General features: G+C 71.8%; 28 protein-coding genes, 1 pseudogene and 1 riboswitch. Of the genes and pseudogenes, 15 read left to right on the top strand and 14 right to left on the bottom strand.

Features of this window, described 5'->3' with window-relative positions:
* Nucleotides 1-43 precede the first annotated feature (43 nt).
* The 4 genes from DEJ47_RS10170 to DEJ47_RS10155 form a co-directional block, all read right to left on the bottom strand.
* The gene (locus DEJ47_RS10170; protein WP_150167041.1) at nucleotides 44-622 is read right to left on the bottom strand and encodes a winged helix-turn-helix domain-containing protein; all 579 of its coding nucleotides are present in this window, start codon (nucleotides 620-622) and stop codon (nucleotides 44-46) included.
* Nucleotides 623-908: 286 nt separating this feature from the next.
* Nucleotides 909-1,937 carry a glutamine synthetase gene (gene glnII / locus DEJ47_RS10165; protein ID WP_150167039.1) on the bottom strand — a complete coding sequence of 343 codons (1,029 nt, stop codon included), beginning with the start codon at nucleotides 1,935-1,937 and terminating at the stop codon, nucleotides 909-911.
* A 181-nt stretch (nucleotides 1,938-2,118) separates the two neighbouring features.
* Nucleotides 2,119-2,589 (bottom strand): hypothetical protein, encoded by a 471-nt coding sequence (locus tag DEJ47_RS10160; protein ID WP_150167037.1) that lies wholly within the window; start codon nucleotides 2,587-2,589, stop codon nucleotides 2,119-2,121.
* Between the two features lie 112 nt (nucleotides 2,590-2,701).
* The gene (locus tag DEJ47_RS10155) at nucleotides 2,702-3,070 is read right to left on the bottom strand and encodes an ArsC/Spx/MgsR family protein (protein ID WP_150167035.1); all 369 of its coding nucleotides are present in this window, start codon (nucleotides 3,068-3,070) and stop codon (nucleotides 2,702-2,704) included.
* 167 nt (nucleotides 3,071-3,237) lie between these two features.
* Between DEJ47_RS10155 and DEJ47_RS10150 the strand changes: the two genes are divergently transcribed.
* From DEJ47_RS10150 to DEJ47_RS10140, 3 genes are all read left to right on the top strand, one after another.
* A complete protein-coding gene (locus DEJ47_RS10150; RefSeq protein ID WP_150167033.1) occupies nucleotides 3,238-3,546 on the top strand; it encodes a hypothetical protein in 309 nt (102 codons plus the stop codon).
* Between the two features lie 134 nt (nucleotides 3,547-3,680).
* A complete protein-coding gene (locus DEJ47_RS10145) occupies nucleotides 3,681-4,658 on the top strand; it encodes an alpha/beta fold hydrolase (protein ID WP_161236742.1) in 978 nt (325 codons plus the stop codon).
* 31 nt (nucleotides 4,659-4,689) lie between these two features.
* Nucleotides 4,690-5,667 carry an asparaginase gene (locus DEJ47_RS10140; protein ID WP_150167029.1) on the top strand — a complete coding sequence of 326 codons (978 nt, stop codon included), beginning with the start codon at nucleotides 4,690-4,692 and terminating at the stop codon, nucleotides 5,665-5,667.
* Between the two features lie 4 nt (nucleotides 5,668-5,671).
* Here the strand turns inward: DEJ47_RS10140 and DEJ47_RS10135 are convergent, their stop codons facing one another.
* The gene (locus DEJ47_RS10135) at nucleotides 5,672-6,826 is read right to left on the bottom strand and encodes an HAD family hydrolase (RefSeq protein WP_223828295.1); all 1,155 of its coding nucleotides are present in this window, start codon (nucleotides 6,824-6,826) and stop codon (nucleotides 5,672-5,674) included.
* Nucleotides 6,827-7,026: 200 nt separating this feature from the next.
* Between DEJ47_RS10135 and DEJ47_RS10130 the strand changes: the two genes are divergently transcribed.
* From DEJ47_RS10130 to DEJ47_RS36375, 7 genes are all read left to right on the top strand, one after another.
* The gene (locus tag DEJ47_RS10130) at nucleotides 7,027-7,890 is read left to right on the top strand and encodes a helix-turn-helix domain-containing protein (protein WP_150167027.1); all 864 of its coding nucleotides are present in this window, start codon (nucleotides 7,027-7,029) and stop codon (nucleotides 7,888-7,890) included.
* A gap of 4 nt (nucleotides 7,891-7,894) precedes the next feature.
* Nucleotides 7,895-8,350, top strand: a complete 456-nt coding sequence (locus DEJ47_RS10125) for a VOC family protein (protein WP_223828294.1) — start codon at nucleotides 7,895-7,897, stop codon at nucleotides 8,348-8,350.
* Nucleotides 8,348-8,533: riboswitch (cobalamin riboswitch) on the top strand. It overlaps the preceding gene by 3 nt.
* A gap of 64 nt (nucleotides 8,534-8,597) precedes the next feature.
* On the top strand, nucleotides 8,598-9,626 hold the full coding sequence (locus tag DEJ47_RS10120) for an ABC transporter substrate-binding protein (RefSeq protein WP_150167025.1): 1,029 nt from the start codon (nucleotides 8,598-8,600) through the stop codon (nucleotides 9,624-9,626).
* 5 nt (nucleotides 9,627-9,631) lie between these two features.
* A complete protein-coding gene (locus DEJ47_RS10115; RefSeq protein WP_398334519.1) occupies nucleotides 9,632-10,693 on the top strand; it encodes a FecCD family ABC transporter permease in 1,062 nt (353 codons plus the stop codon).
* Complete coding sequence (locus DEJ47_RS10110; protein ID WP_150167021.1) at nucleotides 10,690-11,469, top strand: ABC transporter ATP-binding protein; 780 nt, start codon at nucleotides 10,690-10,692, stop codon at nucleotides 11,467-11,469. The genes DEJ47_RS10115 and DEJ47_RS10110 overlap by 4 nt, the downstream gene beginning before the upstream one ends.
* Nucleotides 11,470-11,541: 72 nt before the next feature.
* Entirely contained in the window at nucleotides 11,542-11,850 is a 309-nt protein-coding gene (locus tag DEJ47_RS36380) for a hypothetical protein (RefSeq protein WP_190415353.1), read from the top strand.
* 68 nt (nucleotides 11,851-11,918) lie between these two features.
* Nucleotides 11,919-12,143, top strand: a complete 225-nt coding sequence (locus DEJ47_RS36375) for a hypothetical protein (protein ID WP_190415352.1) — start codon at nucleotides 11,919-11,921, stop codon at nucleotides 12,141-12,143.
* 8 nt (nucleotides 12,144-12,151) lie between these two features.
* Here DEJ47_RS36375 and DEJ47_RS10100 read toward each other — a convergent pair whose 3' ends face one another.
* Nucleotides 12,152-12,556 (bottom strand): PaaI family thioesterase, encoded by a 405-nt coding sequence (locus DEJ47_RS10100; RefSeq protein ID WP_150175533.1) that lies wholly within the window; start codon nucleotides 12,554-12,556, stop codon nucleotides 12,152-12,154.
* Between the two features lie 95 nt (nucleotides 12,557-12,651).
* The gene (locus DEJ47_RS10095) at nucleotides 12,652-13,284 is read right to left on the bottom strand and encodes a LysE family translocator (RefSeq protein ID WP_150167019.1); all 633 of its coding nucleotides are present in this window, start codon (nucleotides 13,282-13,284) and stop codon (nucleotides 12,652-12,654) included.
* Between the two features lie 117 nt (nucleotides 13,285-13,401).
* Here DEJ47_RS10095 and DEJ47_RS10090 point away from each other — a divergent pair.
* Nucleotides 13,402-13,848, top strand: a pseudogene (locus tag DEJ47_RS10090) (Lrp/AsnC family transcriptional regulator); the annotation flags it as partial.
* 191 nt (nucleotides 13,849-14,039) lie between these two features.
* On the opposite strand, the gene glnA reads toward DEJ47_RS10090, so the two are convergent.
* Nucleotides 14,040-15,449 carry a type I glutamate--ammonia ligase gene (gene glnA / locus DEJ47_RS10085; RefSeq protein WP_150175532.1) on the bottom strand — a complete coding sequence of 470 codons (1,410 nt, stop codon included), beginning with the start codon at nucleotides 15,447-15,449 and terminating at the stop codon, nucleotides 14,040-14,042.
* Nucleotides 15,450-15,665: 216 nt separating this feature from the next.
* On the opposite strand from glnA, the gene DEJ47_RS10080 reads away from it, so the two are divergent.
* A complete protein-coding gene (locus tag DEJ47_RS10080; RefSeq protein WP_150167015.1) occupies nucleotides 15,666-16,133 on the top strand; it encodes an RDD family protein in 468 nt (155 codons plus the stop codon).
* A 72-nt stretch (nucleotides 16,134-16,205) separates the two neighbouring features.
* Here DEJ47_RS10080 and DEJ47_RS10075 read toward each other — a convergent pair whose 3' ends face one another.
* From DEJ47_RS10075 to lipB, 4 genes are all read right to left on the bottom strand, one after another.
* Nucleotides 16,206-16,913, bottom strand: a complete 708-nt coding sequence (locus DEJ47_RS10075; RefSeq protein ID WP_150167013.1) for a DUF4191 domain-containing protein — start codon at nucleotides 16,911-16,913, stop codon at nucleotides 16,206-16,208.
* Between the two features lie 30 nt (nucleotides 16,914-16,943).
* The gene (locus tag DEJ47_RS10070; RefSeq protein ID WP_150167011.1) at nucleotides 16,944-17,195 is read right to left on the bottom strand and encodes a hypothetical protein; all 252 of its coding nucleotides are present in this window, start codon (nucleotides 17,193-17,195) and stop codon (nucleotides 16,944-16,946) included.
* Between the two features lie 290 nt (nucleotides 17,196-17,485).
* The gene (locus tag DEJ47_RS10065) at nucleotides 17,486-18,451 is read right to left on the bottom strand and encodes a lipoyl synthase (protein ID WP_150167010.1); all 966 of its coding nucleotides are present in this window, start codon (nucleotides 18,449-18,451) and stop codon (nucleotides 17,486-17,488) included.
* A gap of 131 nt (nucleotides 18,452-18,582) precedes the next feature.
* Nucleotides 18,583-19,380, bottom strand: coding sequence for a lipoyl(octanoyl) transferase LipB (gene lipB / locus DEJ47_RS10060; protein ID WP_150167008.1), 798 nt, complete (start codon nucleotides 19,378-19,380; stop codon nucleotides 18,583-18,585).
* Between the two features lie 217 nt (nucleotides 19,381-19,597).
* Between lipB and DEJ47_RS10055 the strand changes: the two genes are divergently transcribed.
* Complete coding sequence (locus DEJ47_RS10055; RefSeq protein WP_150167006.1) at nucleotides 19,598-21,043, top strand: regulator; 1,446 nt, start codon at nucleotides 19,598-19,600, stop codon at nucleotides 21,041-21,043.
* A 57-nt stretch (nucleotides 21,044-21,100) separates the two neighbouring features.
* Here the strand turns inward: DEJ47_RS10055 and DEJ47_RS10050 are convergent, their stop codons facing one another.
* Nucleotides 21,101-22,465, bottom strand: coding sequence for an NAD(P)/FAD-dependent oxidoreductase (locus DEJ47_RS10050; protein WP_150167004.1), 1,365 nt, complete (start codon nucleotides 22,463-22,465; stop codon nucleotides 21,101-21,103).
* A gap of 185 nt (nucleotides 22,466-22,650) precedes the next feature.
* Nucleotides 22,651-23,556: a TIGR01777 family oxidoreductase gene (locus DEJ47_RS10045; protein WP_398333560.1), complete on the bottom strand. Its 906-nt coding sequence runs from the start codon at nucleotides 23,554-23,556 to the stop codon at nucleotides 22,651-22,653.
* Between the two features lie 88 nt (nucleotides 23,557-23,644).
* On the opposite strand from DEJ47_RS10045, the gene DEJ47_RS10040 reads away from it, so the two are divergent.
* Entirely contained in the window at nucleotides 23,645-24,133 is a 489-nt protein-coding gene (locus DEJ47_RS10040) for a GNAT family N-acetyltransferase (protein ID WP_150167000.1), read from the top strand.
* A gap of 92 nt (nucleotides 24,134-24,225) precedes the next feature.
* On the top strand, nucleotides 24,226-25,368 hold the full coding sequence (locus tag DEJ47_RS10035; RefSeq protein WP_150166998.1) for a PP2C family protein-serine/threonine phosphatase: 1,143 nt from the start codon (nucleotides 24,226-24,228) through the stop codon (nucleotides 25,366-25,368).
* Nucleotides 25,369-25,376: the final 8 nt, after the last annotated feature.

Below are 25,376 nucleotides of genomic sequence, written 5' to 3'. Positions count from 1 at the left end.
TCTGCTCGGGGCAGAGCGCGGAACCGTATGCGCGAACAGCGGCTCAGCGGGTGGTGGGCGGCGCGTACTTGTAGCCGACGCGGCGCACCGTCTGGATCGTCCTGCGGTGCTCGGCGCCCAGCTTGCGGCGCAGCCGCGCCACGTGGACGTCGACGGTGCGGCCGTCGCCGACGTGTCCGTACCCCCACACCGTCGTCACCAACTGGTCGCGGGTGTGCACCCGGTGGGGGTGCGCGACGAGGTGGGCGAGGAGCTCGAACTCCAGGTACGTGAGGTCGAGGACGCGCCCTTCGACCTCGGCGGCGCGCTGCACGGCGTCGATCCTGATGGGGCCGGGGGCGGGCACCTGGGGCGCCTCGGGCAGGACGGGTTCGGGGGCGGCGGCGGTCACGGGTTCCTGGCCTGCCGGTACGAGGACGAGGTAGCCGACCATCGGCGGCTGACCGGGCAGGGTCGGCAGGGTGTGCTGCGGGGCGGGCAGCCAGGTGGCGCCCGGCGGCAGGAAGTCGGCGATCTGCACCACCTCGTCGGGCGCGACGGCTCGCAGCCGGCCGCGGCCCGGCACCGGGGGAGGGGTGAGGGTGGAGGGAGCGGATGCGGAGAAGGAACGGGAGTTCGCCATGGGGTGTCAGCTCTTTCGCGCGAAGAAGGAGTCGTCGAGGACGAGACGTACGTCGACGTCGTGCGCGTCAGGCGAAGGCCGGGTGAACGGCTTTAGAGGGCCCGCGCGTTCATCGCGCGGCAACACACCCGGTCGAAGTCGTGGTGCTGACGGGAGGGCCAGAATGGCTCGAGGTCATGACGACCTGTCGCGGTGATCTGGTGGCTGCCCATGGCTCCATTGAATCAGATGAGAACGGGGTCGCCCACCGTAACCGGCGGGCGACCCTCGGGCGACGGTGGGGAACTCAGACCTGGCCGGCCTTCTCCAGCGCGGTGCAGCAGGTGTCGACGAGCAGCCGCGTCACGACGTACGGGTCGACGTTCGCGTTGGGGCGGCGGTCCTCGATGTAGCCCTTCTGCTCCACCTCGACCTGCCACGGGATGCGGACCGAGGCGCCGCGGTCGGAGACGCCGTACTTGTACTCGTCCCAGGGCGCGGTCTCGTGGAGGCCGGTGAGGCGGTCGTCGATGCCCGCGCCGTAGTTCTTGACGTGGTCCATCGGCTTGGAGCCCTCGCCGAGGGACTCGCAGGCGGTGATGATCGGCGCGTAGCCCTCGCGCATCGCCTTGGTGGAGAAGTTGGTGTGCGCGCCCGCGCCGTTCCAGTCGCCCTTGACCGGCTTCGGGTCGAGCGTGGCCGACACCTTGAAGTCCTCGGCGGTGCGGTAGAGCAGCCAGCGGGCGATCCACAGCTGGTCGGAGACCTCCAGCGGGGCGAGCGGGCCGACCTGGAACTCCCACTGGCCGGGCATGACCTCGGCGTTGATGCCGGAGATGCCGAGGCCCGCCGTGAGGCAGTGCTCCAGGTGCGCCTCGACGACGTCACGGCCGAAGATCTCGTCCGCGCCGACACCGCAGTAGTAACCGCCCTGCGCGGCGGGGAAGCCGCCGACGGGGAAGCCGAGCGGGCGGTCGCCCTCGAAGAACGTGTACTCCTGCTCGATGCCGAAGATCGGCTCCTGCGCGGCGAAGCGGCCCGCGACCTCGGCCAGTTCGGCGCGGGTGTTGGACTCGTGCGGCGTCATGTCCGTGTTGAGGACCTCGCACAGGACGAGTACGTCGGCGCCGCCGCGGATCGGGTCCGGGCAGGTGAAGACCGGCTTGAGCACGCGGTCCGAGGCGTGGCCCTCGGCCTGGTTCGTGCTGGATCCGTCGAAGCCCCAGAGCGGCAGCTCCGCGCCCTTCGCGTCGTCCGCGAGGATCTTCGTCTTGGAACGGAGCTTGGCGGTCGGCTCGGTGCCGTCGATCCAGATGTACTCAGCCTTGAAGGTCACGGGGGCCTCATCCTCATAGCGCTCGGTACGGCGCAGAACGTGCGGGTGCTGCGGTGCCGTGGTGATGGGCCGAAGACTGGCAATCGGCGATTTCCCGACCGTTGCTCTCATGTGAACCCCGTGTTACCTGCGGCGAGTGTGGCTCACGTCACGAGATCGCGGCAGGCCGCGGGGCGGGGCCTCACTTGATGACCGCGTTGGCCGCCGCTATCGCGAGCCCGATGGTCGCGTCGGCGCCGCCGATCAGCAGGGCGGAACGGCGCCGGTAGCCGACCCGCGCCGCGGCCGTGGTGCCCCAGGCGAAGAGGAGTGCGGCGTTCAGGAGCAGCCCGCCGTACGTCACGGGGCTCTCGGGCCAGCCGAAGGCCCCGGCGAGTACGAGCAGCAGCACGGTCGGCCAGCAGGCGACGACCACCGGCCACTCGTCGACGAGCGCCCAGCCGAGCTGGCGCCAGCGATGCGTGCCGCGGCCCGGCCGGTACGTCGACATGTGGTGCGCGTAGCCGTGGGCGAGGGCGGCCGTGCCCGCGGTCACCATCACCCAGGACGCGTCGTAGTAGGGCGTGTAGGGGTCTCCCTGCGACTGCAGGGCCGCGAGCAGCGCGCTCGCGAGGACCGTTCCGTATACACCCCCGGACATCCAGCTCCGCACGGCGCGCTCCTCTCCGGGTCTGGAGCACTCCACGCTAGGCAGGGGTATGTAACGGTTTGCCGGACATGGGGCATCGGTCACCGGACAACCAAGGGTCCGCGACGGCGGACTCTCAGCGCGAGAGCGCGTCCCGCACCGCTTCCTCCGTGCGGCCCACGACCGCCGTGCCGTCGTCGGCCGTGATGATCGGGCGCTGGATGAGCTCGGGATGGTCGGAGAGGGCCTTGATCCAGCGGTCGCGGCCGGACGCGTCGCGGGGCCAGGCCTCGGCGTCCTTCAGGTCCAGGTCCTTGGCGGCCTGTTCCTGGGTGCGCGTGATGTCCCAGGGTTCGAGGCCGAGCCGGTCGAGGACGGCGCGGATCTCGTCCTCGGCGGGTACGTCGTCGAGGTAGCGGCGCACGGTGTAGTCGGCGCCCTCCGCGTCGAGCAGGGTGAGCGCGCTGCGGCACTTCGAGCAGGCGGGATTGATCCAGATCTCCATGCCCACACGCTACCTGCGAACCACCCGTCGCAGCCTGCTCGGCGGAGTTTTGTTCGATTACCTCAAAGGCCTTCTGGCCAGCGGCGATTGTCAGTGCCGGGCAGTAGAATCACCGTAGTGTTCGAGGGCGCCCGACGGGGGGTCCTGACCGCGACAGGAGGATGCCTGTGCCCGCTGCCGCACTCACATCGAAGCGTGTGTCCAAGACCGTTCCCAAGCCCGTCCTGATCGACCTGCCGTACGCACCGCTGGAGAAGAAGGCGCTGCCCGCCGGACGCCCGCGGGAGTGGTACGTCAACCACAACCGCCGCCTGAAGGCCATGCGCCTGGCCATAGCGCTGCTCGACTCGGGCGTCTATCTGCCGAACCAGGCGAAGAACAGCACGATCCGGCGGATGGCGGAGGACGTCGGGATCCACCCGCCGTCCGACATCACCTGCCACATGGTGCGGGCGCTCATGCGATACAGCCGCTGACGCACGTACGGGCGCACGCCCGGACGCCCGTGCGGACGCAAGTGCGGGCCACCTGGAGGGAATTGGCCTTCCAGGTGCCCCGTTCCGCGTGCGATCCCGTGCGTTCGCCTGTGCGATGGGACATGCTGAGTCCCATGACCCAGCAGGAACCCGTCGGCGAACTGCCGCTCCTGACGACCGCCGAACTCCCGGACGGCACACGGCTTCCCGTCCGCGCGCTCCGCGCCCCCGAGCCGGAACGCTTCCTGCCGTCCGGCTCGGGCCCCGCGCCGGGCCCGCCTCCCGCACCCGCCGTGCTCATACTCCCCGCGATGGGCGTTCCCGCCCGCTTCTACCGCCGCTTCGCGCGCCAACTCCACGACGAGGGCCTGACGGTGCTCACCGTCGACCTGCGCGGCCAGGGGGAGGCGACACCGTCGGCGGCGGGGCGCGGCGCACCCGGACACGGGTACCGGGCGATCGTCGAGGACGACCTGCCCGCCGTCGTGGCCGCGATCCGCGACGAACTCGGCACGGAACCGCCCCTGTTCCTGCTCGGCCACAGCCTGGGCGGCCAGCTCGGCCTGGTGTACGCGGCGACGGCGCGACGCCCCGCCGTGGACGGGGTCGCCGTGATCGCCACGGGCTCGGTCTGGTTCCGCGCGTTCGCCCCGCCGCGCGGCGCGGGCCTGCTCCTGCTCCAGCTCCTGATCGCCGGCACGGCGACCGTCCTCGGCCGCTGGCCCGGCACCCGGCTCGGCTTCGGCGGCAACCAGCCCAAAGGCGTCATGCGCGACTGGGCACGACAGGTGCGGACGGGCCGCTACAGCGCGGAAGGGTCCGCCCTGGACTACGAATCAGCGCTGGCCACCCTCACGCTCCCCGTCCTGGCGATCTCGGTCGATGGCGACGCGTACGCCCCCGCCTCCTCCCTGAACCACCTCCTGTCCAAGGTCCCGGAGGCCCGCGTGACCCGCCGCCACTGCACGACGCAGGAAGCGGGCGCCGAACTCGACCACTTCACCTGGACCCGGGCGGCCGCCTCCCTGGCGAAGTGGGTGGCGGCCTGGACGACCGAGGAACACCCCCACCCCAGAACCCTCGCCGCCCTCCGCGCGACCACCGGCTCCTGACCCGCGGGGGCCCCGGAGGAAGATGGGCCGCATGACGAAGACGGTCGTTTCCGTGTTCACGCTCGGCGGCACCATCTCCGCGCGCGGCGGCGGGGGTTCGGGGAGGCTGTCCGGGGGTGAGGTGCTCGCGGCCGTCGGGGCCGTGCCGGACGGCGTCGAGGTCGAGGTGCACGATGTGCGCAGGCTGCCGAGTTCCTCGTTGAGCGTCGAGGACGTGGCCGAGCTCGCCGACCGGGTCGACGCGGCGACGGCCCAGGGGCGCGGCGTCGTCGTGGTGCAGGGCACCGACACCCTGGAGGAGACCGCCTTCCTGCTCGACCTGGCCTGCGCGCGCCGCGCCCCCGTCGTCGTGACCGGGGCGATGCGGCGGCCCGACCTGCCGGGCGCCGACGGACCCGCGAACCTCGCCGCGGCCGTGGCCGTCGCGGCCGACCCCGGCTGCGCGGGCCTCGGTGTCGTCGCGGTCCTCGCCGACGAGATCCATGCCGCGCGGCACGTACGGAAGACGCACACCACGTCCGTCGCGACGTTCGCGTCGCCGGGCGCGGGCCCGCTCGGCCGGGTCGTCGAGGGCAGGCCCCGCATCCAGCTCCACCCCGCGCGGCCGGTGACCGACCGCCCCCTGAGCCTGCGCGGTACCGCCCGCGTCGCCCTGGTCACGCTCGCCCTCGGGGACCGCGGCGAACTCCTCGAAGCGGTCGACGAACGGTTCGGCGGGCTGGTCGTGGCGGCGTTCGGTGCGGGCCACGTCCCCACCTGGCTCGTCGACCCGCTGGCCGCACTCGCCGCCCGCATCCCCGTCGTCCTCGCCTCCCGCACGGGCGCGGGCCCGCTGCTGAGCGAGACGTACAAGGGCCCCGGTTCGGAGTACGACATGCTCGGGCGCGGCCTGCTCTCCGCAGGGCCGCTCGACGCGCCCAAGGCGCGGCTGCTCCTCCACGCCCTGCTCGCGGACGGCGCCGACCACCCTCAAGTGGCCGACGCCTTCCGCGCGTTGAACACGCGGTGAGCGACTAGCCGATCTGGTCCGGTGTGACCGTCAGCCACCGCTTGTCGGCGGTCACCTTCTGGCCCAGCTCGCGCTGACGCTCCGCGTTCTTCCTCTTCATCCCGTCGAGCTGCTTCATGTACGCGTCCTTGCGGTTGACCCACACGCGCACGCCACCGTGCGCCACATCGGCGGAGTGGAAGAGCATCGGCCCGTCGCTGACCGGCGTGTCACCGGCCGCAAGGATCGGCTTCCGCCATTCGTCGATGTACGTGTTGATCGCCGCGGGCTTCCCCTCGTACCAGGTGAGCGGCGCCCACAGGTTCGGCGTCAGCTCGCGCTTCGCGAGCTTCGCGCGGTCCTTCTCGCCGAAGCGGCCCTCGGCGATCTCCTTGCGGGAGCTGGTGACCTCGCCGGTCTTGCGGTCCTTGAGCTGCAGGGAGACACCGATGACGTTCTGCGGCTTCACGCCGTAGCCGTACTTCGGGTCCGCGAGCACCATGCGCACCAGATCCTCGCTCGCCGCGCTGACCACGTACACCTCGATGCCGTGCGCCCGCAGCGTCCTGTACAGCTGTCGCATGCCGCACGAGAACTCCGGCGGCTTCACCTCGGTCTTCGTGAGCTTCCCGTCCTCGTAGTACTCGGCGGGGATCGGCTTCTCGTACGCCAGGAGCTCGTCGACGTACCCCTTGAGCTCCTTCAGCGTGAAGCCGGAGAAGATCTGCGCGGCCCACGGGTAGCAGACCTGGTCGTCCACCTCGCACAGCCGGTTGTAGTAGCTGTACAGGCTCTCCTTGTGCCCGGCCTTGTCCTTGAAGGGGATGACCTTCAGGGACGGGTCCATGGTCTTGCGGGTGAGGACGCCCTTCATCTCCAGGAAGGGCAGCAGCGACTCCTCCAGGTCGTTGCGGTACGTCGTGTTGTCCGCGTCGAAGACGGCGTACGCGCCCTTGTGTTCGTTCTCCGCGATGACCTCGCCGAGCTGCTCGGCGACGGGCTCCGGCCAGTGCGACAGCTCGCGGGCGGTGGCCGCCGAGGTGTCGGCGGCGCTCGCCTCGCCCGTCGGCCACAGCGCGCCGCCCGCGAGCACGGCGGCGGCCAGCGCGCCGGTGGTGCCGATGACGGCGAGCCTGCTCTTCGCCCGTGCGCTCTTTGCCCGTACTGCCCGTACTGCCATGTCTCTACGTCCCTGCCGTTCCCTGCGAGCGATGTGCGCCCCGACCGGAGCGGCGCGCCATGTTATGGGGCGGCACCCGCATTTCCCATGATCGAAGTCACCGTCGCGCGGGGGCATGGGGCGGGTGAACACGGGTAGCCGAGGCGTCCGCGCGGTTCTGTTCAGAGGCCCGGGGGATTCACTCGGCCGATACTGAGTGCATGGACTCCCGCGAGTTCGTCCGGACCGCACCCGGACTCGACGGCATGGTGGTCTCCGCGGTCGGCTACCGCACCGAGGGGCAGCGCCCAGGCCTGCACCGGGGCCTCCCCTCCCCGTACCTGACGCTGATCTTCTCCCTGGACGGCACCATCGCCACCGGCAGCACCCCGGACCAGGCGACCGGCGCGGACGCGACCCGCACCGACATCGTCGTGGGCGGCCTGCACCAGAGCCCCGCGTACGTCGTACAGCCCGAGCACGAGGCCGGCATCCAGCTCGCCGTGCACCCCCTCGCGTCCCGCGCGCTCCTCGGCCTGCCCGCCGCCGGACTCGCCGGGCAGCTCGTCGTCGGCGGCACGGACGTCCTCGGCGCCACGGCCGCCGAGGTCCGCGAGCGGCTGTGCGACCTCGACCGCTGGGAGGACCGCTTCGCGCTCCTCTCGGCGTACCTGCGCCGCCGCGCGGCCGGGGCGGAGGACACCGCGGGAACCGTCCGTCCCGAGGTCGCCGAGGCCTGGGCGTGGCTGGCCAGGCACCGGGGCGCGGGCACGCTCGGCGGCCTCTCCCGGCACGTCGCGCTCAGTGAGCGCAGGCTGACCGCGCTGTTCCGCGCCGAGACGGGCCTGACCCCCAAACAGGCGGCCCGCCTCATGCGCTTCCAGCACGCCAAGACCGCCGTGGCCCGCGCGGTCGCCGCGGGCGCGCCGCCCGACCTCGCCCGCGTCGCGGCCGACACCGGGTACTACGACCACTCCCACCTCGTACGCGACTTCCAGCAGTACACAGGGATGGCGCCGACCGGCTGGCTGGCCGAGGAGTGCCGGAATATCCAAGCCGGGGCGCACGGCCGGGGCGAAGAGTAGAGGCATGGACACCAACCGGAACACTTCGATGGAACAGCAGCTCAGCACGCCCGCCCCGGCCATCTGGCCGGCCCTCCAGGCGCAGGACGCCCCCGCCCTGATCGACTTCCTCGTCGGCACCGTCGGCTTCCTGCGGACCGCCGTCTACGAGGACGAGGGCCGCGTCGCCCACGCCCAGCTCGACTGGCCCGAGGGCGGCGGCGTCATGCTCGGCTCGTACGACCCGGCCAACGCGGCGACCTGCGGCAAGCCCGGCACGGCGGGCGCCTACGTCGTCACGGACCACGTCGACGACCTGTACCGGCGGCTCGTCGAGGCCGGGGTGAAGGTCACCGGCGAGATCGAGGACAAACCCTACGGAAGCCGTGAGTTCGGCATCGAGGACCCGGAGGGCAACCGCTGGTCCTTCGGCACGTACCGGGGCGAGCCGAGGCCCGGACCGACCATCGAGCAGCCGTGATAACTTGCGCAAGCCAGTCAAACCCACACCTGGGCCAGGGAATCCGGTGCGAATCCGGAACTGACGCGCAGCGGTGAGGGGGACGGGCGGGACCACGGCCACTGGGCGTCTCACGGCGCCCGGGAAGGCGTCCCGCCCGGCCGATCCCGAGTCCGAAGACCTGCTGGCGCCCTCCGGCCGCTCACCCGGCGGCGGGGGTCCGACGCAGGCCAGGCTCCGCGTATGAGCCGCGACACCAAGGGATCACGTGTCCTCGACAGCCCGTATATCCGCCCTTCTCTGTGCCTGCCTGTTCACGCTCACCGCGTGCGGCGGAGGCGGCACGTCGGACAAGGCGGACAAGAAGGCCGCCGGCTACCCGGTCACGGTCACCTCCTGCGGCAAGGAGGCGAAAGTCCTGGCGCCGCCGAAGCGGGCCGTCTCCCTCGACCAGGGCTCCACGGAGATCCTCCTCTCCCTCGGCCTCGCCGACCGCATGGTGGGCACCGGCACCTGGACCGACCCGGTCCTGAAGAACCTGGAGAAGGACAACGCGAAGGTCGAGCGGCTCGCCGACCGCTACCCGTCCCTGGAGAGGGTCCTCGCCAAGGAGCCGGACTTCGTCAGCGCGTCCTTCCTCTTCACGGTCGGCAAGGGCGGCGTCGCCGACCGCGCGAAGTTCGACGAGCTCGACGTCCCCGTCTACGTCTCGCCCAGCGACTGCGCGGGCAAGGACAACGACGGCGGCGGTGACGGCAAGCGCGTCAAGACCCTCACCATGGACACCGTCTACGGCGAGGTGCGCGACCTGGCGAAGGTCTTCCACGTCGAGAAGCGCGGCGAGAAGCTGGTCGCCGACCTCAAGGCGCGGGTCACGAAGGCCACGAAGGGCATCGACGCCTCCGACGCCACACTCCTGTACTGGTTCGCCAACTCCGACGCCCCGTACATGGCGGGCTGCTGCGGCGCCCCCGGCATCATCACCCGCGAACTCGGCGCGAAGAACGTCTTCGACGACACCCGCGAGGAATGGCCCCAGATCAACTGGGAGACCGTCGCCGACCGCGACCCCGACATCCTCGTCATCGGCGACCTCACCCGCAAGTCGCAGTCCGCGGAGAGCGCCGCCGCGAAGATCAAGTTCCTGGAGACCAACCCGGCGACCAAGAACCTGAGCGCGGTGAAGAAGAAGCGGTACGTCCTGCTCAGCGGCCAGGCCATGAACCCCACGATCCGTACGGTCGACGGCATCGAGCAAGTGGCGGCGGGACTGCGGAAGTTCGGACTGGTCAAGTGACGGAGATCGCGCCGGACGCCGGCGCGGGAGGCGGTGCGGTCGGCACCGCCTCCGCCCGAGCCCGGCAGGCGCTGCTGTGGATCGCCGGAGTCGCCGCACTCGTCCTCTCCGTCTCCGCGGCCGTCACCATCGGCCCCGCGGACATCTCCGTGCCCGACGTGTGGTCGACCGTCGCCGCCCACCTCGGCTGGGGCGAGAGCCCGCTCACCCCCATCAGGGACGGCATCGTCTGGAACCTGCGGATGCCGCGCACCGTGCTCGCCGCCGTCTGCGGCGCGGGCCTCGCGGTCTGCGGGGCGGTCATGCAGTCCCTGCTCCGCAACCCGCTCGCCGACCCCTTCGTGCTCGGAGTGTCGTCCGGGGCGTCCACGGGAGCGGTCGCGGTCGTCGTCCTGGGGGTCGGCGGGGGAGTGGTGTCCGTCTCCGCGGGCGCCTTCGCGGGCGCGCTCTGCTCCTTCGCCCTCGTCCTGCTCCTGAGTCACACCCTCGGCGACACCACGGACCGGGTCGTGCTGTCGGGCGTCGCGGCCATGCAGCTGTTCTCCGCGCTCACGTCGTTCGTCGTCCTCACGGCGGGTGACGCCGAGACGACGCGCGGCGTGCTGTTCTGGCTCCTCGGCTCGCTCAGCGGGGTCGGCTGGACGGACGTGTGGCTGTGCGGGGCGGTGCTCGTGGCCGCGCTGGTCATCTGCCTCGGCCACGCCCGTACGCTCGACGCCTTCGCGTTCGGCCCGGAGGCCGCGGCGGCGCTGGGCGTCCGGGTGGCCCGCACCCGGCTCGTCCTGCTCTGCACGACGGCGCTGCTCACGGCGGCGCTGGTCAGCTCGGCGGGCGCGATCGGCTTCGTCGGCCTCGTCCTGCCGCACGCGGCCCGCGCGGTCGTCGGCTCCGGCCACGCCAGGCTCCTCCCGGTCACGGCGCTCGCCGGTGCGGTCTTCCTGGTCTGGGTGGACACGCTGGCCCGCACGGCCCTGGACCCGCAGGAGGTCCCGGTCGGCGTGGTGACGTCACTCATCGGCGTACCGGCGTTCGTGGCGGTGCTGTACAGGACACGGAGGACGACATGACGTCTCCGAGCATCGCCGAGGGCCTGCGGGCGGACCGCGTCAGCCGGGAGGCGGGCGGCAGACTGATCGTCGACGGCGTGAGCCTGGCCCCGCCCACTGGCGCCACAGTCGGACTCCTCGGCCCCAACGGCTCCGGCAAGTCCACGCTCCTGCGCCTGCTCGCGGGCGTCCTGGCCCCGGCGTCCGGCGTGGTCACCCTGGACGGCCGCACCCTGCCGGACACGGGCCGCCGCGCGGTGGCCCGCCGGATCGCCGTGGTCGAACAGCACGCGGCGACGCAGGTCGAACTGACCGTACGGGACGTCGTACGCCTCGGCCGCATCCCGCACCGCCGCGCCTGGTCGACCCCCACGCCCCACGACGAACGGGCCGTACGCGAGGCCCTCGCACGCACCGGGCTCACCGATCGCGCCGCCCAGGCCTGGCACACGCTGTCCGGCGGCGAACGCCAGCGCGTCCAGATAGCCCGCGCCCTGGCCCAGGAGCCCCGCGAACTCCTCCTCGACGAGCCCACCAACCACCTGGACATCCAGCACCAGCTGGACCTGCTGTCCCTCGTCGCCGAACTCCCCGTCACCAGCGTGATCGCCCTGCACGACCTGAACCTGGCGTCGATGTTCTGCGACCACCTGCTGATCCTCAAGGAGGGCACGGCGTACGCGTCGGGCACACCGGCGGAGGTCATCACGGAGAAGCTGATCGCGGAGGTGTACGGGGTGCGGGCGGTGGTGACGCCGGAGGCCGGGCGCCCGTCGGTGCGGTTCGTACGCCCGTAAGGGCTTCCACCACGCCGGCCCGACGACGGAGACTGACGGCGTACGAGGCACCGACGGAAGAGGACCCGTTCGATGATCGTGATCGCGCACCTGAGCGACACCCACACAGACACCGGAGCGGCGGCCCGCGAACTCCTCACCGCCCGGCACCCGCTGCTGACCTGCCCCGGCAACCACGACGCGCGCCCCGCGTACCGAGAACACTTCCTGGGCGAGCCGCCGAGCAAGACCCCGATCAACACGGCCCACGCCACGGACACCTTCACGCCGGCCCTGTGCGACACGTCGGTGCCCGGCGAGGACCACGGCCTGCCGGAGGACGAAACCTTCGACTGGCTGTCCACGCTCCTCGCCGAACCCCACCCGCCCGCCCCGTCCTGATCGGCTGCCACCCGAACGTCACGGCGTTCCTCGCGGGCCACGCGCGCACGCCCGCGGCGGTGGGTGGGGTGGGACCGGGGTTCCCAGGGGAGGCGGAGGGTGGAGACCACCACGTCCACCGAGACCTGTTCCCGGCGGTGGCGTTCCACGTCCTGGACGACACGGGCCGCCTGACGACGTACTACCGCACCGTTCTCCAGGGCGGCGGCCACGTATCAGTGGAACTCCGCGGCCCACACCTCGCCTTCGACGTCCGGCGGCCCCAACAACCGTTTCTCGGCGCCGAATTCTAGGAGCGGGATCATACGTCCGTGGGCGGAACGCGGATGAGGGTCTGCTGCCCTTGCGCAACGAGCGTGCGCGAGCCGTCCCCTTGCACGCCGTGGACCTCCAACTGGCATACGGTCAGCGTCCGTCCGGCCTTCAGTACCGTCCCGACGGCCTCGATGTGATCACCGGCGGCGGGCGCGAGGAGATTGATCTTGTACTCGACGGTGAGGATGTCCGCACCCTCGGGAAACAGCGTGAAGGCGGCGTAACCACCCGCGCTGTCGGCGATGGCGCTGGTCGCGCCGGCGTGGAAGTACCCGTTCTGCTGGGTGACTTCGGGCCGCGCGGGAAGCGTGATGTGTACGCGCCCCGGAGCGATGTGGGATATGCGGGCACCGAGGTGACGCATGAGCCCCTGCCGATCGAAACTGGCCATGACGCGCTTGCGCACCGCGGGCCCGGCAGCCCCGTCCTGGCCAAGGCCTTCCTCCTGCACGTGACGTCTCCCCTCGATGGCTGTTCGCGGGTTCGTCAGCCGGCCAGCTGCTCCACCAACAGGAACCCGCCGATGGCGATCATCATGGCACCGGAGGCCCGGGTCACCACCCGTGCGGCGGACGGCCGGGCCTTCAGCACGGTCCGCGCCAGGACGCCGACGCCGAGGTAGACGACGGCGCAGGCCGTCATGTGGAGCGTGCCGAGCAGCCCGGTCTGCGCGGCGACGGGCCAGTCGCTCGCGGAGTCGATGAACTGCGGAAACAGCGCGAAGTACAGCAGAAGCGCCTTGGGGTTGAGCCCGCTCGTCCCTGCCCCCTTGAGGGCGACCTGCCACGCCGAGGACGCGCCCCCGCCCTCGGACGTACCGGTTGCCGCCGCCGTGGGGGTGACGGGCGCCCGCACGACCCCCCACCCCAGCCACACCAGATATCCGGCACCCGCAACGGTGAGCACCGTGAGGACGGTCGCCGAACTGGCCACGATCACCACGAGTCCCGCGACGGCGAGGAGGGTGTACCCCGCGTATCCGGCTATGAGCCCGGCGACCGCGGGAACGACGGACCGGTCCCGGAGCCCCGCGGTGATCGCGTACGCCCAGTCCGCGCCCGGCGTGAAGATCAGCAGCAGATCCACCGCGAGAAAGGCCGCCACTGTCGCCGTATTCATGTACCTGTGTCCCGTTCCGTCAGAACTTCCAACTCCACGGGGAAGATTAGGAGCGACGAGCCCAAAAGTGTTCCCGAAAATTCCCGGGCAGCGGCCGTACAGGGGGAGAATCTCCCCATGGATGCCATGGACCGGAAAATTCTTACCGAGCTGCAACTGGACGGCCGCCTCACTGTGACGGAACTGGCGGCGCGCGTGAAGCTCAGCGTCTCGCCCTGCCACCGCCGCCTCCGCGACCTGGAACGCGCGGGCGCGATCCGCGGCTACCGAGCGGTGGTGGATCCTGCCGCGGTCGGCCTGGACTTCGAGGCCCTCGTCTTCGCCACGCTGCGCTGGGAGGACCGGGACACGGTGGAGACGTTCGAGGCGGCGGTGGCGGCGGTCCCGCACGTGACCCAGGCCCAACGCCTGTTCGGCGAACCGGACTACCTCCTCCGCGTAGCCACGGCCGACCTCGCCACCTACCAGCAGCTCTACGACCAGCAGCTGGCCAAGCTCCCCGGCGTCCAACGCCTGACGTCGACCCTGGTCATGAAGAACGTGGTCCACGACCGTCCACTCCCCGAACAGCCGACGCCGACTCCGGCCCCGTCCCCGGCGGGGGACGACCGCAGGGCCGCTGCGGCGCGGAAACCCGCAAGGCGCGCGGGCTGACACAGCTTCGTGCGGTACCGGTCGGCCGTGGCGACCGGAAGCGCCTACGACAAAGCCCCGCCACCCTCCCCAGGGAGAGTGACGGGGCTCCGCTCAGCGGCTCAGAGGTCGAAGTACAGCTCGAACTCGTGCGGGTGCGGCCGCAGCTGGATCGGGGCGATCTCGTTCGTGCGCTTGTAGTCGATCCACGTCTCGATCAGGTCGGACGTGAAGACGCCGCCGGCCTGCAGGTACTCGTTGTCCGCCTCAAGGGCGTCGAGGACCGCGGGGAGGGACGTCGGGACCTGGGCGACGTTCGCGTGCTCCTCGGGAGCCAGCTCGTAGAGGTCCTTGTCGATCGGCTCCGGCGGCTCGATCTTGTTCTTGACGCCGTCGAGGCCCGCGAGGAGCAGCGCCGAGAAGGCGAGGTACGGGTTGGAGGACGGGTCCGGCGCGCGGAACTCGACGCGCTTGGCCTTCGGGTTCGAGCCCGTGATCGGGATACGCATGGCCGCGGAGCGGTTGCGCTGCGAGTAGACCATGTTGACCGGGGCCTCGAAGCCGGGGACCAGGCGGTGGTACGAGTTCACCGTCGGGTTGGTGAACGCGAGGAGCGACGGCGCGTGCTTCAGGATGCCGCCGATGTAGTAGCGCGCGGTGTCCGACAGGCCCGCGTAGCCCTGCTCGTCGTAGAAGAGGGGGGAACCCTCGGACCACAGCGACTGGTGGACGTGCATGCCCGAGCCGTTGTCGCCGAAGATCGGCTTCGGCATGAAGGTCGCGGTCTTCTGGTTGCGCCAGGCGACGTTCTTCACGATGTACTTGAAGAGCATCAGGTCGTCGGCCGCGGCGAGCAGCGTGTTGAACTTGTAGTTGATCTCCGCCTGGCCGGCCGTGCCGACCTCGTGGTGCTGGCGCTCGACCTGGAGGCCGTTCTTGTCCAGTTCGAGGGAGATCTCCGCGCGGAGGTCCGCGAAGTGGTCGACCGGCGGGGCCGGGAAGTAACCACCCTTGTAGCGGACCTTGTAGCCGCGGTTGTTCTCGACCGCACCGGTGTTCCAGGCGCCCGCCTCGGAGTCGATGTGGTAGAAGCTCTCGTTCGCCGACGTCTGGAAGCGGACGTTGTCGAAGACGTAGAACTCGGCCTCCGGGCCGAAGTACGCCGTGTCGGCGATGCCGGTGGAGGCCAGGTACGCCTCCGCCTTCTTCGCGACGTTGCGCGGGTCACGGCTGTACTGCTCGCCCGTGATCGGGTCGTGGATGAAGAAGTTGATGTTGATGGTCTTGTCCCGGCGGAACGGGTCCACGCGAGCCGTCGACAGGTCGGCGCGGAGCGCCATGTCGGACTCGTGGATGGCCTGGAAGCCGCGGATCGACGAACCGTCGAAGGCGAGCTCCTCGTCCGGGTCGAACGCCGCCGCCGGGATCGTGAAGTGCTGCATCACACCGGGCAGGTCGCAGAATCGGACGTCGACGAACTTCACGTCCTCGTCCGCGATGTACTTCTTTGCGTCGTCGGCGTTCTGGAACAACATCCAACTCCTCCTACTCCCGCCCGGGGCGGGACGGGGTTGCAGCTCGTTGTGCGGCCAGTGCGGGTGGCACACGCTGGGACCCGACCATAGGGACGGGGGATTTCTCAAGCATGACCCATTTGTTTCGTCGAAGTTAACCGGGCCGGGTGTGGCGTGCGCCCCTTGCCGACCCCGGCCGTCCCCGGCGGACACGCCGCGCAGTACCTTGGACGGGTGGACAAGAGGCAAGCAATCGGATCGTGGCTGTCCGGCCCCCGCGCCGCCGCCGAGGAAGCCGGAGTCGACTTCGGATACCGGGGCCAGCAGCTCGGCCTGCCCGAGGAGGGGCCGGGATCGATCGCACGCCCCGGCCGCCGCATGGGCGGCATCGCCGTGGACTGGGGCCTGTGCATGGTGATCGCATACGGTCTGTTCGCGGGCGGTGACCAGCAGGCCATGGGCAACTGGGCCCTGGGGATCTTCTTCGTCATGAGCGTGCTGACCGTCGGCACGGTCGGCTGCACCCCGGGCAAGGCCCTCTTCCGGCTCCGCGTCATCTCCGAGAGCGGCGGCCGCCTCGCCCCCGGCTGGGTCCTGCTCCGCAGCGTCCTCCTGTGCCTCGTCGTCCCCGCCCTGATCTGGGACCGCGACGGCCGCGGTCTGCACGACCGCCTGTCCCGGTCCGTGCAGGTGCGGGTCTAGACGGATTCCTCTACGACGATGAGGGCCCCGGAACCGATCGGTTCCGGGGCCCTCATCGTCGTAGAGGAGGAGTTACTTCGCCTTCGGGCCGCCCCGAGGCATCCGCATGCCCTTCGGCATCGGACCCTTTGGCAGCGGCATGTTCGACATGAGGTCGCCCATCGCGCGCAGGCGGTCGTTCGTCGCCGTGACCTGGGGGCCCGTGAGGACGCGGGGGAGCTTCAGGAGCGTCGTGCGGAGCTTCTTGAGGGAGACCGTGCCCTCCGTCGTGCCGACGATGACGTCGTGGACCGGGACGTCCGCCACGATGCGGGCCATCTTCCGCTTCTCGGAGGCCAGCAGGCTCTTCACACGGTTCGGGTTGCCCTCGGCGACCAGGACGATGCCGGCCTTGCCGACGGTGCGGTGCACCACGTCCTGGCTGCGGTTCATCGCGACCGCGGGGGTCGTCGTCCAGCCGCGGCCGATCTTGTCGAGCACCGCGGCCGCCGCACCGGGCTGGCCCTCCATCTGACCGAAGGCGGCCCGCTCGGCCCTGCGTCCGAAGACGATCGCCATCGCGAGGAAGGCGAGCAGGAAGCCGAGGATGCCCAGGTAGATCGGGTGATCGACCCAGAAGCCGATCGCGAGGAAGACACCAAAGGTGACGATTCCCACAGCCGCGATGATGAGACCGATTTTGGAGTCGGCCCGCCGGGTCATCTTGTAGGTCAGAGCGATCTGCTTGAGTCGCCCTGGCTCCGCGGCCGCATCCGCCGCGGTGGATTCCTTCCTCGCCATGCGATGAAGTCTACGTGGCCCCGGCCGCGGCTACGACGTGCGGGTTGCCGTCCCCGCCTCTTCGAGCACCCGCAGCGCCTCGACGCGGTCCTTGGCGCGGCGCCGGTCCTCGAGGACGGACGTCCAGGCGTTGCGGCGGGCCGTGCGCTGGCCGCCGCTCATCAGCAGCGACTCGACGGCGCGCAGGGCGTCGGCGACGGACGGGATCGCGGTGGCGCGGACGGGCGCGGCGGACGTGGCGGTCGTGCGAACCTGCGTGGCGCGAACGGGCGCGGCCTGCATGATGGGGCCCTCCTGGAGAGCGGCTCGAGACGGGGGAGAGGCTGTACGTACGCCTATGGGTAGGGCTGTACGTGCGGTAGTACCAACGTCACTGATTGGTGTTACCAGGGCGTGACCGGGTGGTCAAACGCCGATGAAACGTTGACGTTGCGGCCCGAAACGATGACGCGGCCCGTACGGTCCCCTTCACCTGCGGGGATCGCACGGGCCGCGCCATTACGGCCACTACTGGGCGGTAGGAGCTTGTGCGCCGATTCACACACGGTCCGCGTGCGGGGCACGTGCCCGCGTCACACCGCCTGCGACGCCACGTACGCCCCGCGCTTCTCGATCGCCATCTGGTACAGGCGCCCCGCGCGGTACGAGGAACGGACCAGCGGGCCCGACATGACGCCCGAGAAACCGATCTGCTCGGCCTCCTCCTTGAGCTCCACGAACTCGGCGGGCTTCACCCAGCGCTCGACGGGGTGGTGCCGGGGCGTGGGGCGCAGGTACTGGGTGATCGTGACGAGCTCCGTGCCCGCCTCGTGCAGCTGGCGCAGCGCCTCGCTGACCTCTTCGCGGGTCTCGCCCATGCCGAGGATCAGGTTGGACTTGGTGACCAGGCCGGCCTCGCGGGCCTTCGTGATGACCTCGAGGGAGCGCTCGTAGCGGAAGCCGGGGCGGATGCGCTTGAAGATGCGCGGGACCGTCTCGACGTTGTGCCCGAGGACCTCGGGCTCGGACGAGAAGACCTCGGCGAGCTGGTCGGGGTCGGCGTTGAAGTCGGGGATGAGCAGCTCGACCTTGGTGTAGCCCTCGGGGCGCTCGGCCGTCATCGCGTGGATCTGGCGGACCGTCTCCGCGTAGAGCCAGGCGCCGCCGTCCTCCAGGTCGTCGCGGGCGACGCCGGTGATGGTGGCGTAGTTCAGGTCCATCGTGACGACGGACTCGCCGACGCGGCGGGGCTCGTCGCGGTCGAGGGCCTGCGGCTTGCCGGTGTCGATCTGGCAGAAGTCACAGCGCCGGGTGCACTGGTCGCCGCCGATGAGGAACGTGGCCTCGCGGTCTTCCCAGCACTCGTAGATGTTCGGACAGCCTGCCTCCTGGCAGACCGTGTGCAGGCCCTCGGTCTTCACGAGCTTCTGCAGGGCGTTGTACTCGGGGCCCATTTTTGCCCGGGTCTTGATCCACTCGGGCTTGCGCTCGATGGGGGTCTGGGCGTTCCGGACCTCCAGGCGCAGCATCTTGCGTCCGTCGGGTGCGACTGCGGACACATCGGCTCCCTGTAGCTTCGATTCTTCGGCGCACACCAGGGTACGCCCGTGATGTCGTTGGGCTTACTTCTGGCCAACCTCTGGCCAACGGGGTGCATTCCCCTGAGCCCGCTCTGCTCCGGACAGTGGCCCTAGACGGTGGCCTTCTCGACCGCACGCGGCTTCAGCTCCGCGTTCTCCAGTACGTCCCGCAGATGGCGCTCCGCCACCGGCAGCACATCGGCGATGGTGATCTCGCGGTCCAGCTCGTACGAGAGGGACGTCACGCCCGCGTCGCGGATGCCGCACGGGATGATCCGGTCGAACCAGGTGTTGTCCGGGTTCACGTTCAGCGCGAAGCCGTGCATCGTCACGCCCTTGGCGACGCGGATGCCGATCGCGGCGATCTTGCGGTCCTCGCGGCGCTGGCCCGCGTTCGAGGGGGCGTACTCGGGACCGTTGAACCGTGCGTCGAATTCGTCGTCCTGCAGCCGCGGGTCGAAGTCGAGGGAGAGACCGCCGAGTGCGGGGCGCTGCTCCACCGGGTCGCCGAGGACCCAGACGCCGCTGCGGCCCTCGACGCGCGTGGTCTCCAGGCCGAACTCCGCGCAGGTGCGGATGAGGGCTTCTTCGAGGCGGCGTACGTGCGCCACGACGTCCACCGGGCGCGGCAGCTTCTGGATCGGGTAGCCCACGAGCTGGCCCGGACCGTGCCAGGTGATCTTGCCGCCGCGGTCCACGTCGATGACGGGGGTGCCGTCCAGCGGGCGCTCGCTCTCCGCGGTGCGGCGGCCGGCCGTGTAGACCGGCGGGTGCTCCAGGAGGAGACACGTGTCGGGGACCTCGTCGGCGAAACGGGCGGCGTGCACGCGGCGCTGCTCGTCCCACGCCTCCTGGTACTCCACGGCGTCCGGGCCGAAGCCCAGCCGGACGAACCGAAACTCACTCACGGCAGGTGCCTCCCTGAACGTTCACCGTGCACATATCGCGCCCCTGCCACTGTACGGGCCCCCTCGGGCGGCAACCTCGGCCCGGGTTCCTCACACGATCGGATGAAAGGCCCCGCAAGGTGCGTACACGGGCTGCCACGGCCGCTACATTCACGCCGTTCACGAGGCCATAAGGGCTGCTCAAGGCAGGCCCGAAAGGCAGGAGACCGCACAGCCGATGACGGAACGACCCCCGCAGCGCACCCCGAACCGCCAGCTAGCCGCGCTCATCTCGGAAGCAGGGTTCTCCAATGCGGGCCTCGCCCGCCGCGTCGACCAGCTGGGCCTCGAGCACGGCCTGGACCTGCGTTACGACAAGACGTCCGTGACCCGCTGGCTCCGCGGCCAGCAGCCCAGAGGCACCACACCCGCGCTGATCGCCGAGGTCTTCACCAGACGGCTCGGGCGCCGGCTCTCCGCCCAGGACCTCGGTCTCGACGCGTGCGCCCCGGTGTACGCCGGTCTTGAGTTCGCGGCCACCCCCGAGGAGGCCGTCGACATCGTCGGCGGGCTGTGGCGCAAGGACTCGGGGAGCCACGCGGAGCTCCGGAAGATCGCTTTCACCCCGGCCGGGCTCGTGGTGCCCAGCCGGGACTGGCTGATCGGCCGCGCCGACGAACGCGTCGGCCGCGGCGACGTCGACCCGCACCCGGCCCGCGTCCCCGCACAGGGCCGCCCCGCCGTGCCCCGGCAGCGGCAGGGCCCCGAGCGCGGTCCCGGCCTGCGCGTCAGCAACGGGGACATCGCGGCGCTGCGCTCCGTGGGCGAGCTGTTCCGCGCCCTCGACCACGCGTACGGCGGCGGGCACGCCCGCCAGGCCCTCGTCCGCTATCTGGAGCACGAGGCGGAGCCGATGCTCCGCGGGGTCTACGGAGAGCAGGCCGGGCGCAGGCTCTTCGGGGCCGCCGCCGACCTGACCCGTCTCGCGGGCTGGACGTCGTACGACATCGCGGCCCACGGTCTCGCCCAGCGGTACTTCGTCCAGGCGCTGCGCCTCGCGCAGGCGGCGGGCGACCGGGCATACGGGTCGTACGTGCTGGTCACGATGAGCCGCCAGGCCGTCTACCTCGGCCACGGACGCGAGGCCGTGCAGCTCGCGCGGGTCGCCCAGCAGGGCGTCGGCTCCGCGGCGCCGCACGTCGTGCAGTCCCTGCTGTACGCCGCGGAGGCGCGGGGCCACGGCGTGCTCGGCGAGGTGCGGGCCTGCACGGCGGCGCTCGTACGGGCCGAGCGGTCCCTGGAGGCGGCGCGGCCCGGCGACGACGTGCCGCACTGGGCGCGGTTCTTCGACGAGGCGCAGCTGGCGGACGAGTTCGGGCACAGCTACCGCGACCTGCAGCAGTACCGCGCCGCGGCCCAGCACGCCGAGCGCTCGCTCCAGCTGCGCGCCCCCGCCTTCGCGCGCAGTCGGCTCTTCTGCCGGGTGGTGCTGGCCACCGCGCGCCTCGGGCTCGGTGAGCTGGAGACGGCCTGCCAGCTGGGTTCGGAGGCGGCGCAGGCGGCGGGCGAGATGCGGTCCGCGCGGGCGTACGAGTACGTGCGCGAGTTCGAGCGCCGTCTGGAGCCCTACCGGGACGCGGCACCCGTGCGCGGGTACCGCGACAGGGTCGCGGCGCTCGGCTGAAGTCCTCCGGCCCCCACACGGGGGCCTCCGGGGGATCAGGGCGGGGGCGCGGACGGGTCAGGCCGCGGTGGGCAGCGTCTCCCGCGCGTACGAGGGCGTGATGCCGAAGTCCGTGAGGACGGCGTGGGCCGCGCGCCGGCCCGAGTGCAGGGCGCCCTGCACCGTGCTGGTGTCGCGGTGGTCCCCGCAGACGTAGAGCCCGGAGAGCAGCCGCACGGGCCGCCGGATGTCATGCGGGGGCGGCATCGCGGGCACGGCCTCGCGGGTGTGGTGGACGCCGAGGCGTTCCCAGCGGTCGGTCGGCGTGCCGTAGAGCGCGGCGAGGTGCGCGCGGACGGCGGACTCCTCCGGGGGCGGGCCGAGGACGGTCGAGGAGACCAGGACGCGGCCGACGGGGGCGCGCGACGGGTCGACCTGGCTGATGACCGCGGTGTGCGCGACCGGGCCCCCGCGGTCCGCGTCCAGGAGCAACGCGGGCCCGTCGAGCGGCGGTTCGGGCGCAGTGTGGTGGACGACCGTCACCTCGTGGAACGGCGGTACGCGCAGGCCGGGCAGGAGCTCGGCGGCGGCGCGCGCGTCGGTGGCGAGGAGGACGGCGCGGCAGGTGAACGCGCCGTGCTCGGCGGTCCTGACGGAGCTCGTGGAGACCGAGGTGACGCGGACGCCGGTGCGGACCACGCCGGGCGGCAGGGCGGCGGCGAGGTGCTCGGGCAGGGCTTCGGCGCCGCCCTCGGGCAGGCAGAGGCGGCCGCGCGCGAAGGCGTGCAGGGCGAGGTCCGCGCACCGGCTCGACGTGGTCAGGCCCGGGTCGCAGAGCAGCGCGGAGAGCAGCGGGCGCAGGAAGCCCTCGATGGTGCGGGAGGGCAGTCCGCGGGCGGAGAGCGCGTCGGCCGCGGGGAGTTCGGGGCGCTCCAGGAGACGGTCGACCGGGGTCGCGGCGATCCGGGCGAGGGCCGAGCCGAGCCGTGCCTGGTCGAGCGGGGTGCCGAGTGGGGCGGAGCGCGGGGGCGTGCCGGAGGCGGTCCGCGCGGGGGTCCGGGCGGTCAGCGGCGCGAGGGGGGCGCTCGCCAGGGCGCGCGCTGTGGTGAGTGCGCCCCTCGCGCTCCGTGCGGGGAGCCGCTCGGCTGCCCGGTGGTGGCGGCCGTCGCTGTGCACGAGGATGCCCGGCGCGAAGGGACGCAGCACGAGTGAGCCGAGCCCGGGGGTGCGGCGCAGTTCCGGATACGAGGTGGTGAGGAGCTGGCCGATTCTGTCGAGGCGGAACCCGTCGACCTTCTCCGTCGACATCCGGCCGCCGACGCACGGGGCGGCCTCCAGGACGACGGTCGTCACACCGGCGCTGGTCAGCCGGTGCGCTGCCGAGAGGCCCGCGGCCCCGGCTCCCACGATGACGACGTCCGCATGGTGCGCATGCTCTGGCACGTGCCCCTCCCGAGGTCGCGCGGCTGATGGGGTGCTGATGCCCCCAACAGGGCTCCGGAATACCCGCGTCGGTCACGAGGGTAGGAGCGGTTCCGGTCGGCGGCAGTCGCGCATGCACCGGGCACGGTCGCACGCAGGTCGCACGGTGCCGGGGGTCCCGGAGCCGCACCCCGTCGCGCCCCGCCTCACCGCAGCGCGGCCCTGATGGCCTCGTCGATGCCGGGATACGTGAACGAGAAACCCGAGTCCAGGAGCCGGGTCGGCAGCACCCGCTGGCTGCCGAGGACGTCCCCCGCCATCTCGCCGAGCACCAGACGCAGCGCGGGTGCGGGCGCGGGCAGGAGCGCGGGGCGGCGCAGCACGCGCCCCATCGCGGCCGTGATCTCGCGGTTGGTGCGCGGGTCGGGCGCCGTCAGGTTGAAGGGCCCGGACAGCGTCTCCGTGTCGATGAGGTGGCGGAGCGCGGCCACCTCGTCGTGCAGCGCGATGTAGCTCCAGTACTGCCTGCCGTTGCCCAGAGGGCCGCCGAGCCCCGCCTTGAAGAGCGGGAACATTCGGCCCCACGCACCGCCCTCGCGGCCGATGACCAGGCCGTTGCGGGCGAGAACCGTACGGATGCCCGCGTCCCGCGCGGCGGCCACCGAGTCCTCCCACTCCACGCACAGCTCGGGCAGGAACCCGTGCCCGGCGGGCGCGCTCTCGTCGACCGCGCGCGGACCCGTGTCCCCGTAGTAGCCGATCGCGCTGGAGTTCACGAATACCTCCGGCGGCTCGTCGAGCGACGCCACGGCGGCGGCGAGCGCCTTGGTGCCGAGCACCCTGCTGTCGCGCAGCTCCCGCTTGTAGGCGTCCGTCCAGCGGTGGTCACCGATGCCCGCGCCGGCCAGGTTGACCACGGCGGTGCAACCCGCGAGGCCCGCCGTGTCGACGTACCCCTCCTTGGGATCCCAGCGCACCTCGTCCTTTTCCCGCGGCGCCCTGCGCACCAGGCGCACCACCTCGTGCCCGTCGGCGGCGAGGGAGCGGGTGAGCGCCGTACCGATGAGCCCGGAGGCGCCGGCCACGGCGACGCGCGACTGTGTGGTGTCCATGGCTCCCATCCTGCCCCGTGGAACAGGGAACGTGCCTGCCCTGCGCAGACAGCCGTGGCGCGCGGCCCGGCGGCCGTACAGTGGCGCCATGCCGGACATGCACATACGCACCGCACGGCCCGAGGACGACGACGCGCTCGCCCGTCTCGACCGCGCCACCTGGTCCACGGTCCACGCGGTCCAGCCCCGCCCCCAGCCGCCCTACGACCCCTTCTTCAACGACCGCTTCGGCCCCCGCGACCACCTGGTCGCCGAGGCGGAGGGGCGCATCGTCGGCTATGTGAAGCTCGGCTATCCCACCCCCCTGCTCGCCAACGCGCACGTGCGCCAGATCCAGGGCTTCGCCGTCGCCGAGGAGGCACGCGGCCACGGCGTCGGCAGGCGGCTGATCCGCGCGGCCATGGACGAGGCGCGCCGCCAGGGCGCGGTCCGCATCACCCTGCGCGTGCTCGGCCACAACACACCGGCCCGCAAGCTCTACGAGGCGGAGGGCTTCGTCATCGAGGGCGTGCTGCCCGGCGAGTTCCTGCTGGACGGCGCGTACGTGGACGACGTCCTCATGGGGCGACCCCTCTGAACCGCCACGGGTACGCACGGCCCACAGGGGGTACGGCACCCGACGGACCGGCCCGGCGTGCGGGGGTGGCGTACGCGTAGGAGCGTGAAGGAATGATCAGGGCCGAGGCCAGACGGCGCGAGGCGGACCAACGCGACTGGCTGTTGCGCGGTACGCCACCCCCGCCCTGGGTGCGCTGGCCCCCGCCGCTGCTCCTGCTGGCGATCACCTTCGTCCAGCTGGTCACCCCCAGGACGCTGGACCTCAGCTTCCTCGTCGCCGCCGTCCCGCCGCTCGCCGCCCTGTCGTACGGGCCCGCCCTGACCGCCCTCGTCGGCGCCGTCGTCCTCGCGCTGCTCTCCCTGCCGGTCTTCGAGCTCGGCCACCCGGGCAACAGCGACCAGCTGACGATCAGCTTCATCGCGCTGCTCAGCGTGCTCTTCGCCTGGGTACGCAGCCGCCGCGAGGCGCAGCTCGTCACGGTCCGCACGGTCGCCGAGGCGGCCCAGCTCGCGGTCCTGCCGCCGCTGCAGGAGCACGTCGGCAGGGTGCGGTGCGCGGGCCTGTACGAGGCGGCGCAGCACGAGACGCTCGTCGGCGGCGACTTCTTCGACGTGCGCAGAGGACCCGGCGGGGTGCGCGCCCTCATCGGCGACGTGCAGGGGCACGGGCTCGCGGCGGTCGGCACGGTCGCCGCGCTGCTCGGGGCGTTCCGCGAGGCGGTCCTGGACCGGGCGGACCTGGAGGGGGTCGCCGGCCAGCTGGACCGCAGGCTCGTCGTCGACTCGGCGGACCAGGAGCACACGGAGCTGTTCGCCACGGCGGTGCTCCTGGAGTTCCCCGACGACGCCTCCGTGGTCCGCATCGTCTCCTGCGGTCATCCACAGCCCCTGCTCCTGCGCGGCACCGAGGTCACCGAGCTGGACGTGCCGTCCGGGGCGCCCCTCGGCCTCGGCATCGCCGGGCTCGCCCCGCCCGAGGGCCTCACGGTCCCGCTGCTCGACGGCGACCTGCTGTTCGGCCTGACCGACGGGGTGTGCGAGGCCCGGGACGCGACCGGCACGTTCTACCCGCTGGTCGAGCGCCTCACCGCGATGCTGAAGGCCGACGCGGCACCGGAGGACCCCGAGGGGCTCGCGGAACGCGTGTGGGCGGACGTGCTCGACTACGCGGGGCGCGTACGGGACGACGTGACGCTGATGGTGTTCGCGCCGGGACCGGTCGACAAGGCGGATCCGGAGCCGGACCGCTCGTAGCGGAGCCT

This window comes from Streptomyces venezuelae (assembly GCF_008642355.1).
Lineage (GTDB): Bacteria > Actinomycetota > Actinomycetes > Streptomycetales > Streptomycetaceae > Streptomyces > Streptomyces venezuelae_B.
Note: the sequence above shows the minus strand (reverse complement) of the source record. Positions and strands in the feature narration are given on the sequence as shown.

Coding starts and splice junctions, on each gene's coding strand:
- DEJ47_RS10125 (WP_223828294.1), top strand. CDS start 7,895: ATGGACACCAACCGGAACACTTCGATGGAACAGCAGCTCAGCACGCCC.
- DEJ47_RS10045 (WP_398333560.1), bottom strand. CDS start 23,556: ATGGACACCACACAGTCGCGCGTCGCCGTGGCCGGCGCCTCCGGGCTC.
- DEJ47_RS36380 (WP_190415353.1), top strand. CDS start 11,542: ATGATCGTGATCGCGCACCTGAGCGACACCCACACAGACACCGGAGCG.
- DEJ47_RS10145 (WP_161236742.1), top strand. CDS start 3,681: ATGACCCAGCAGGAACCCGTCGGCGAACTGCCGCTCCTGACGACCGCC.
- DEJ47_RS10100 (WP_150175533.1), bottom strand. CDS start 12,556: ATGGCCAGTTTCGATCGGCAGGGGCTCATGCGTCACCTCGGTGCCCGC.
- DEJ47_RS10135 (WP_223828295.1), bottom strand. CDS start 6,826: ATGGCAGTACGGGCAGTACGGGCAAAGAGCGCACGGGCGAAGAGCAGG.
- DEJ47_RS10140 (WP_150167029.1), top strand. CDS start 4,690: ATGACGAAGACGGTCGTTTCCGTGTTCACGCTCGGCGGCACCATCTCC.
- DEJ47_RS10095 (WP_150167019.1), bottom strand. CDS start 13,284: ATGAATACGGCGACAGTGGCGGCCTTTCTCGCGGTGGATCTGCTGCTG.
- DEJ47_RS10070 (WP_150167011.1), bottom strand. CDS start 17,195: ATGCAGGCCGCGCCCGTTCGCGCCACGCAGGTTCGCACGACCGCCACG.
- DEJ47_RS10170 (WP_150167041.1), bottom strand. CDS start 622: ATGGCGAACTCCCGTTCCTTCTCCGCATCCGCTCCCTCCACCCTCACC.
- DEJ47_RS10155 (WP_150167035.1), bottom strand. CDS start 3,070: ATGGAGATCTGGATCAATCCCGCCTGCTCGAAGTGCCGCAGCGCGCTC.
- DEJ47_RS10055 (WP_150167006.1), top strand. CDS start 19,598: ATGACGGAACGACCCCCGCAGCGCACCCCGAACCGCCAGCTAGCCGCG.
- DEJ47_RS10110 (WP_150167021.1), top strand. CDS start 10,690: ATGACGTCTCCGAGCATCGCCGAGGGCCTGCGGGCGGACCGCGTCAGC.
- DEJ47_RS10130 (WP_150167027.1), top strand. CDS start 7,027: ATGGACTCCCGCGAGTTCGTCCGGACCGCACCCGGACTCGACGGCATG.
- DEJ47_RS10035 (WP_150166998.1), top strand. CDS start 24,226: ATGATCAGGGCCGAGGCCAGACGGCGCGAGGCGGACCAACGCGACTGG.
- DEJ47_RS10075 (WP_150167013.1), bottom strand. CDS start 16,913: ATGGCGAGGAAGGAATCCACCGCGGCGGATGCGGCCGCGGAGCCAGGG.
- DEJ47_RS10040 (WP_150167000.1), top strand. CDS start 23,645: ATGCCGGACATGCACATACGCACCGCACGGCCCGAGGACGACGACGCG.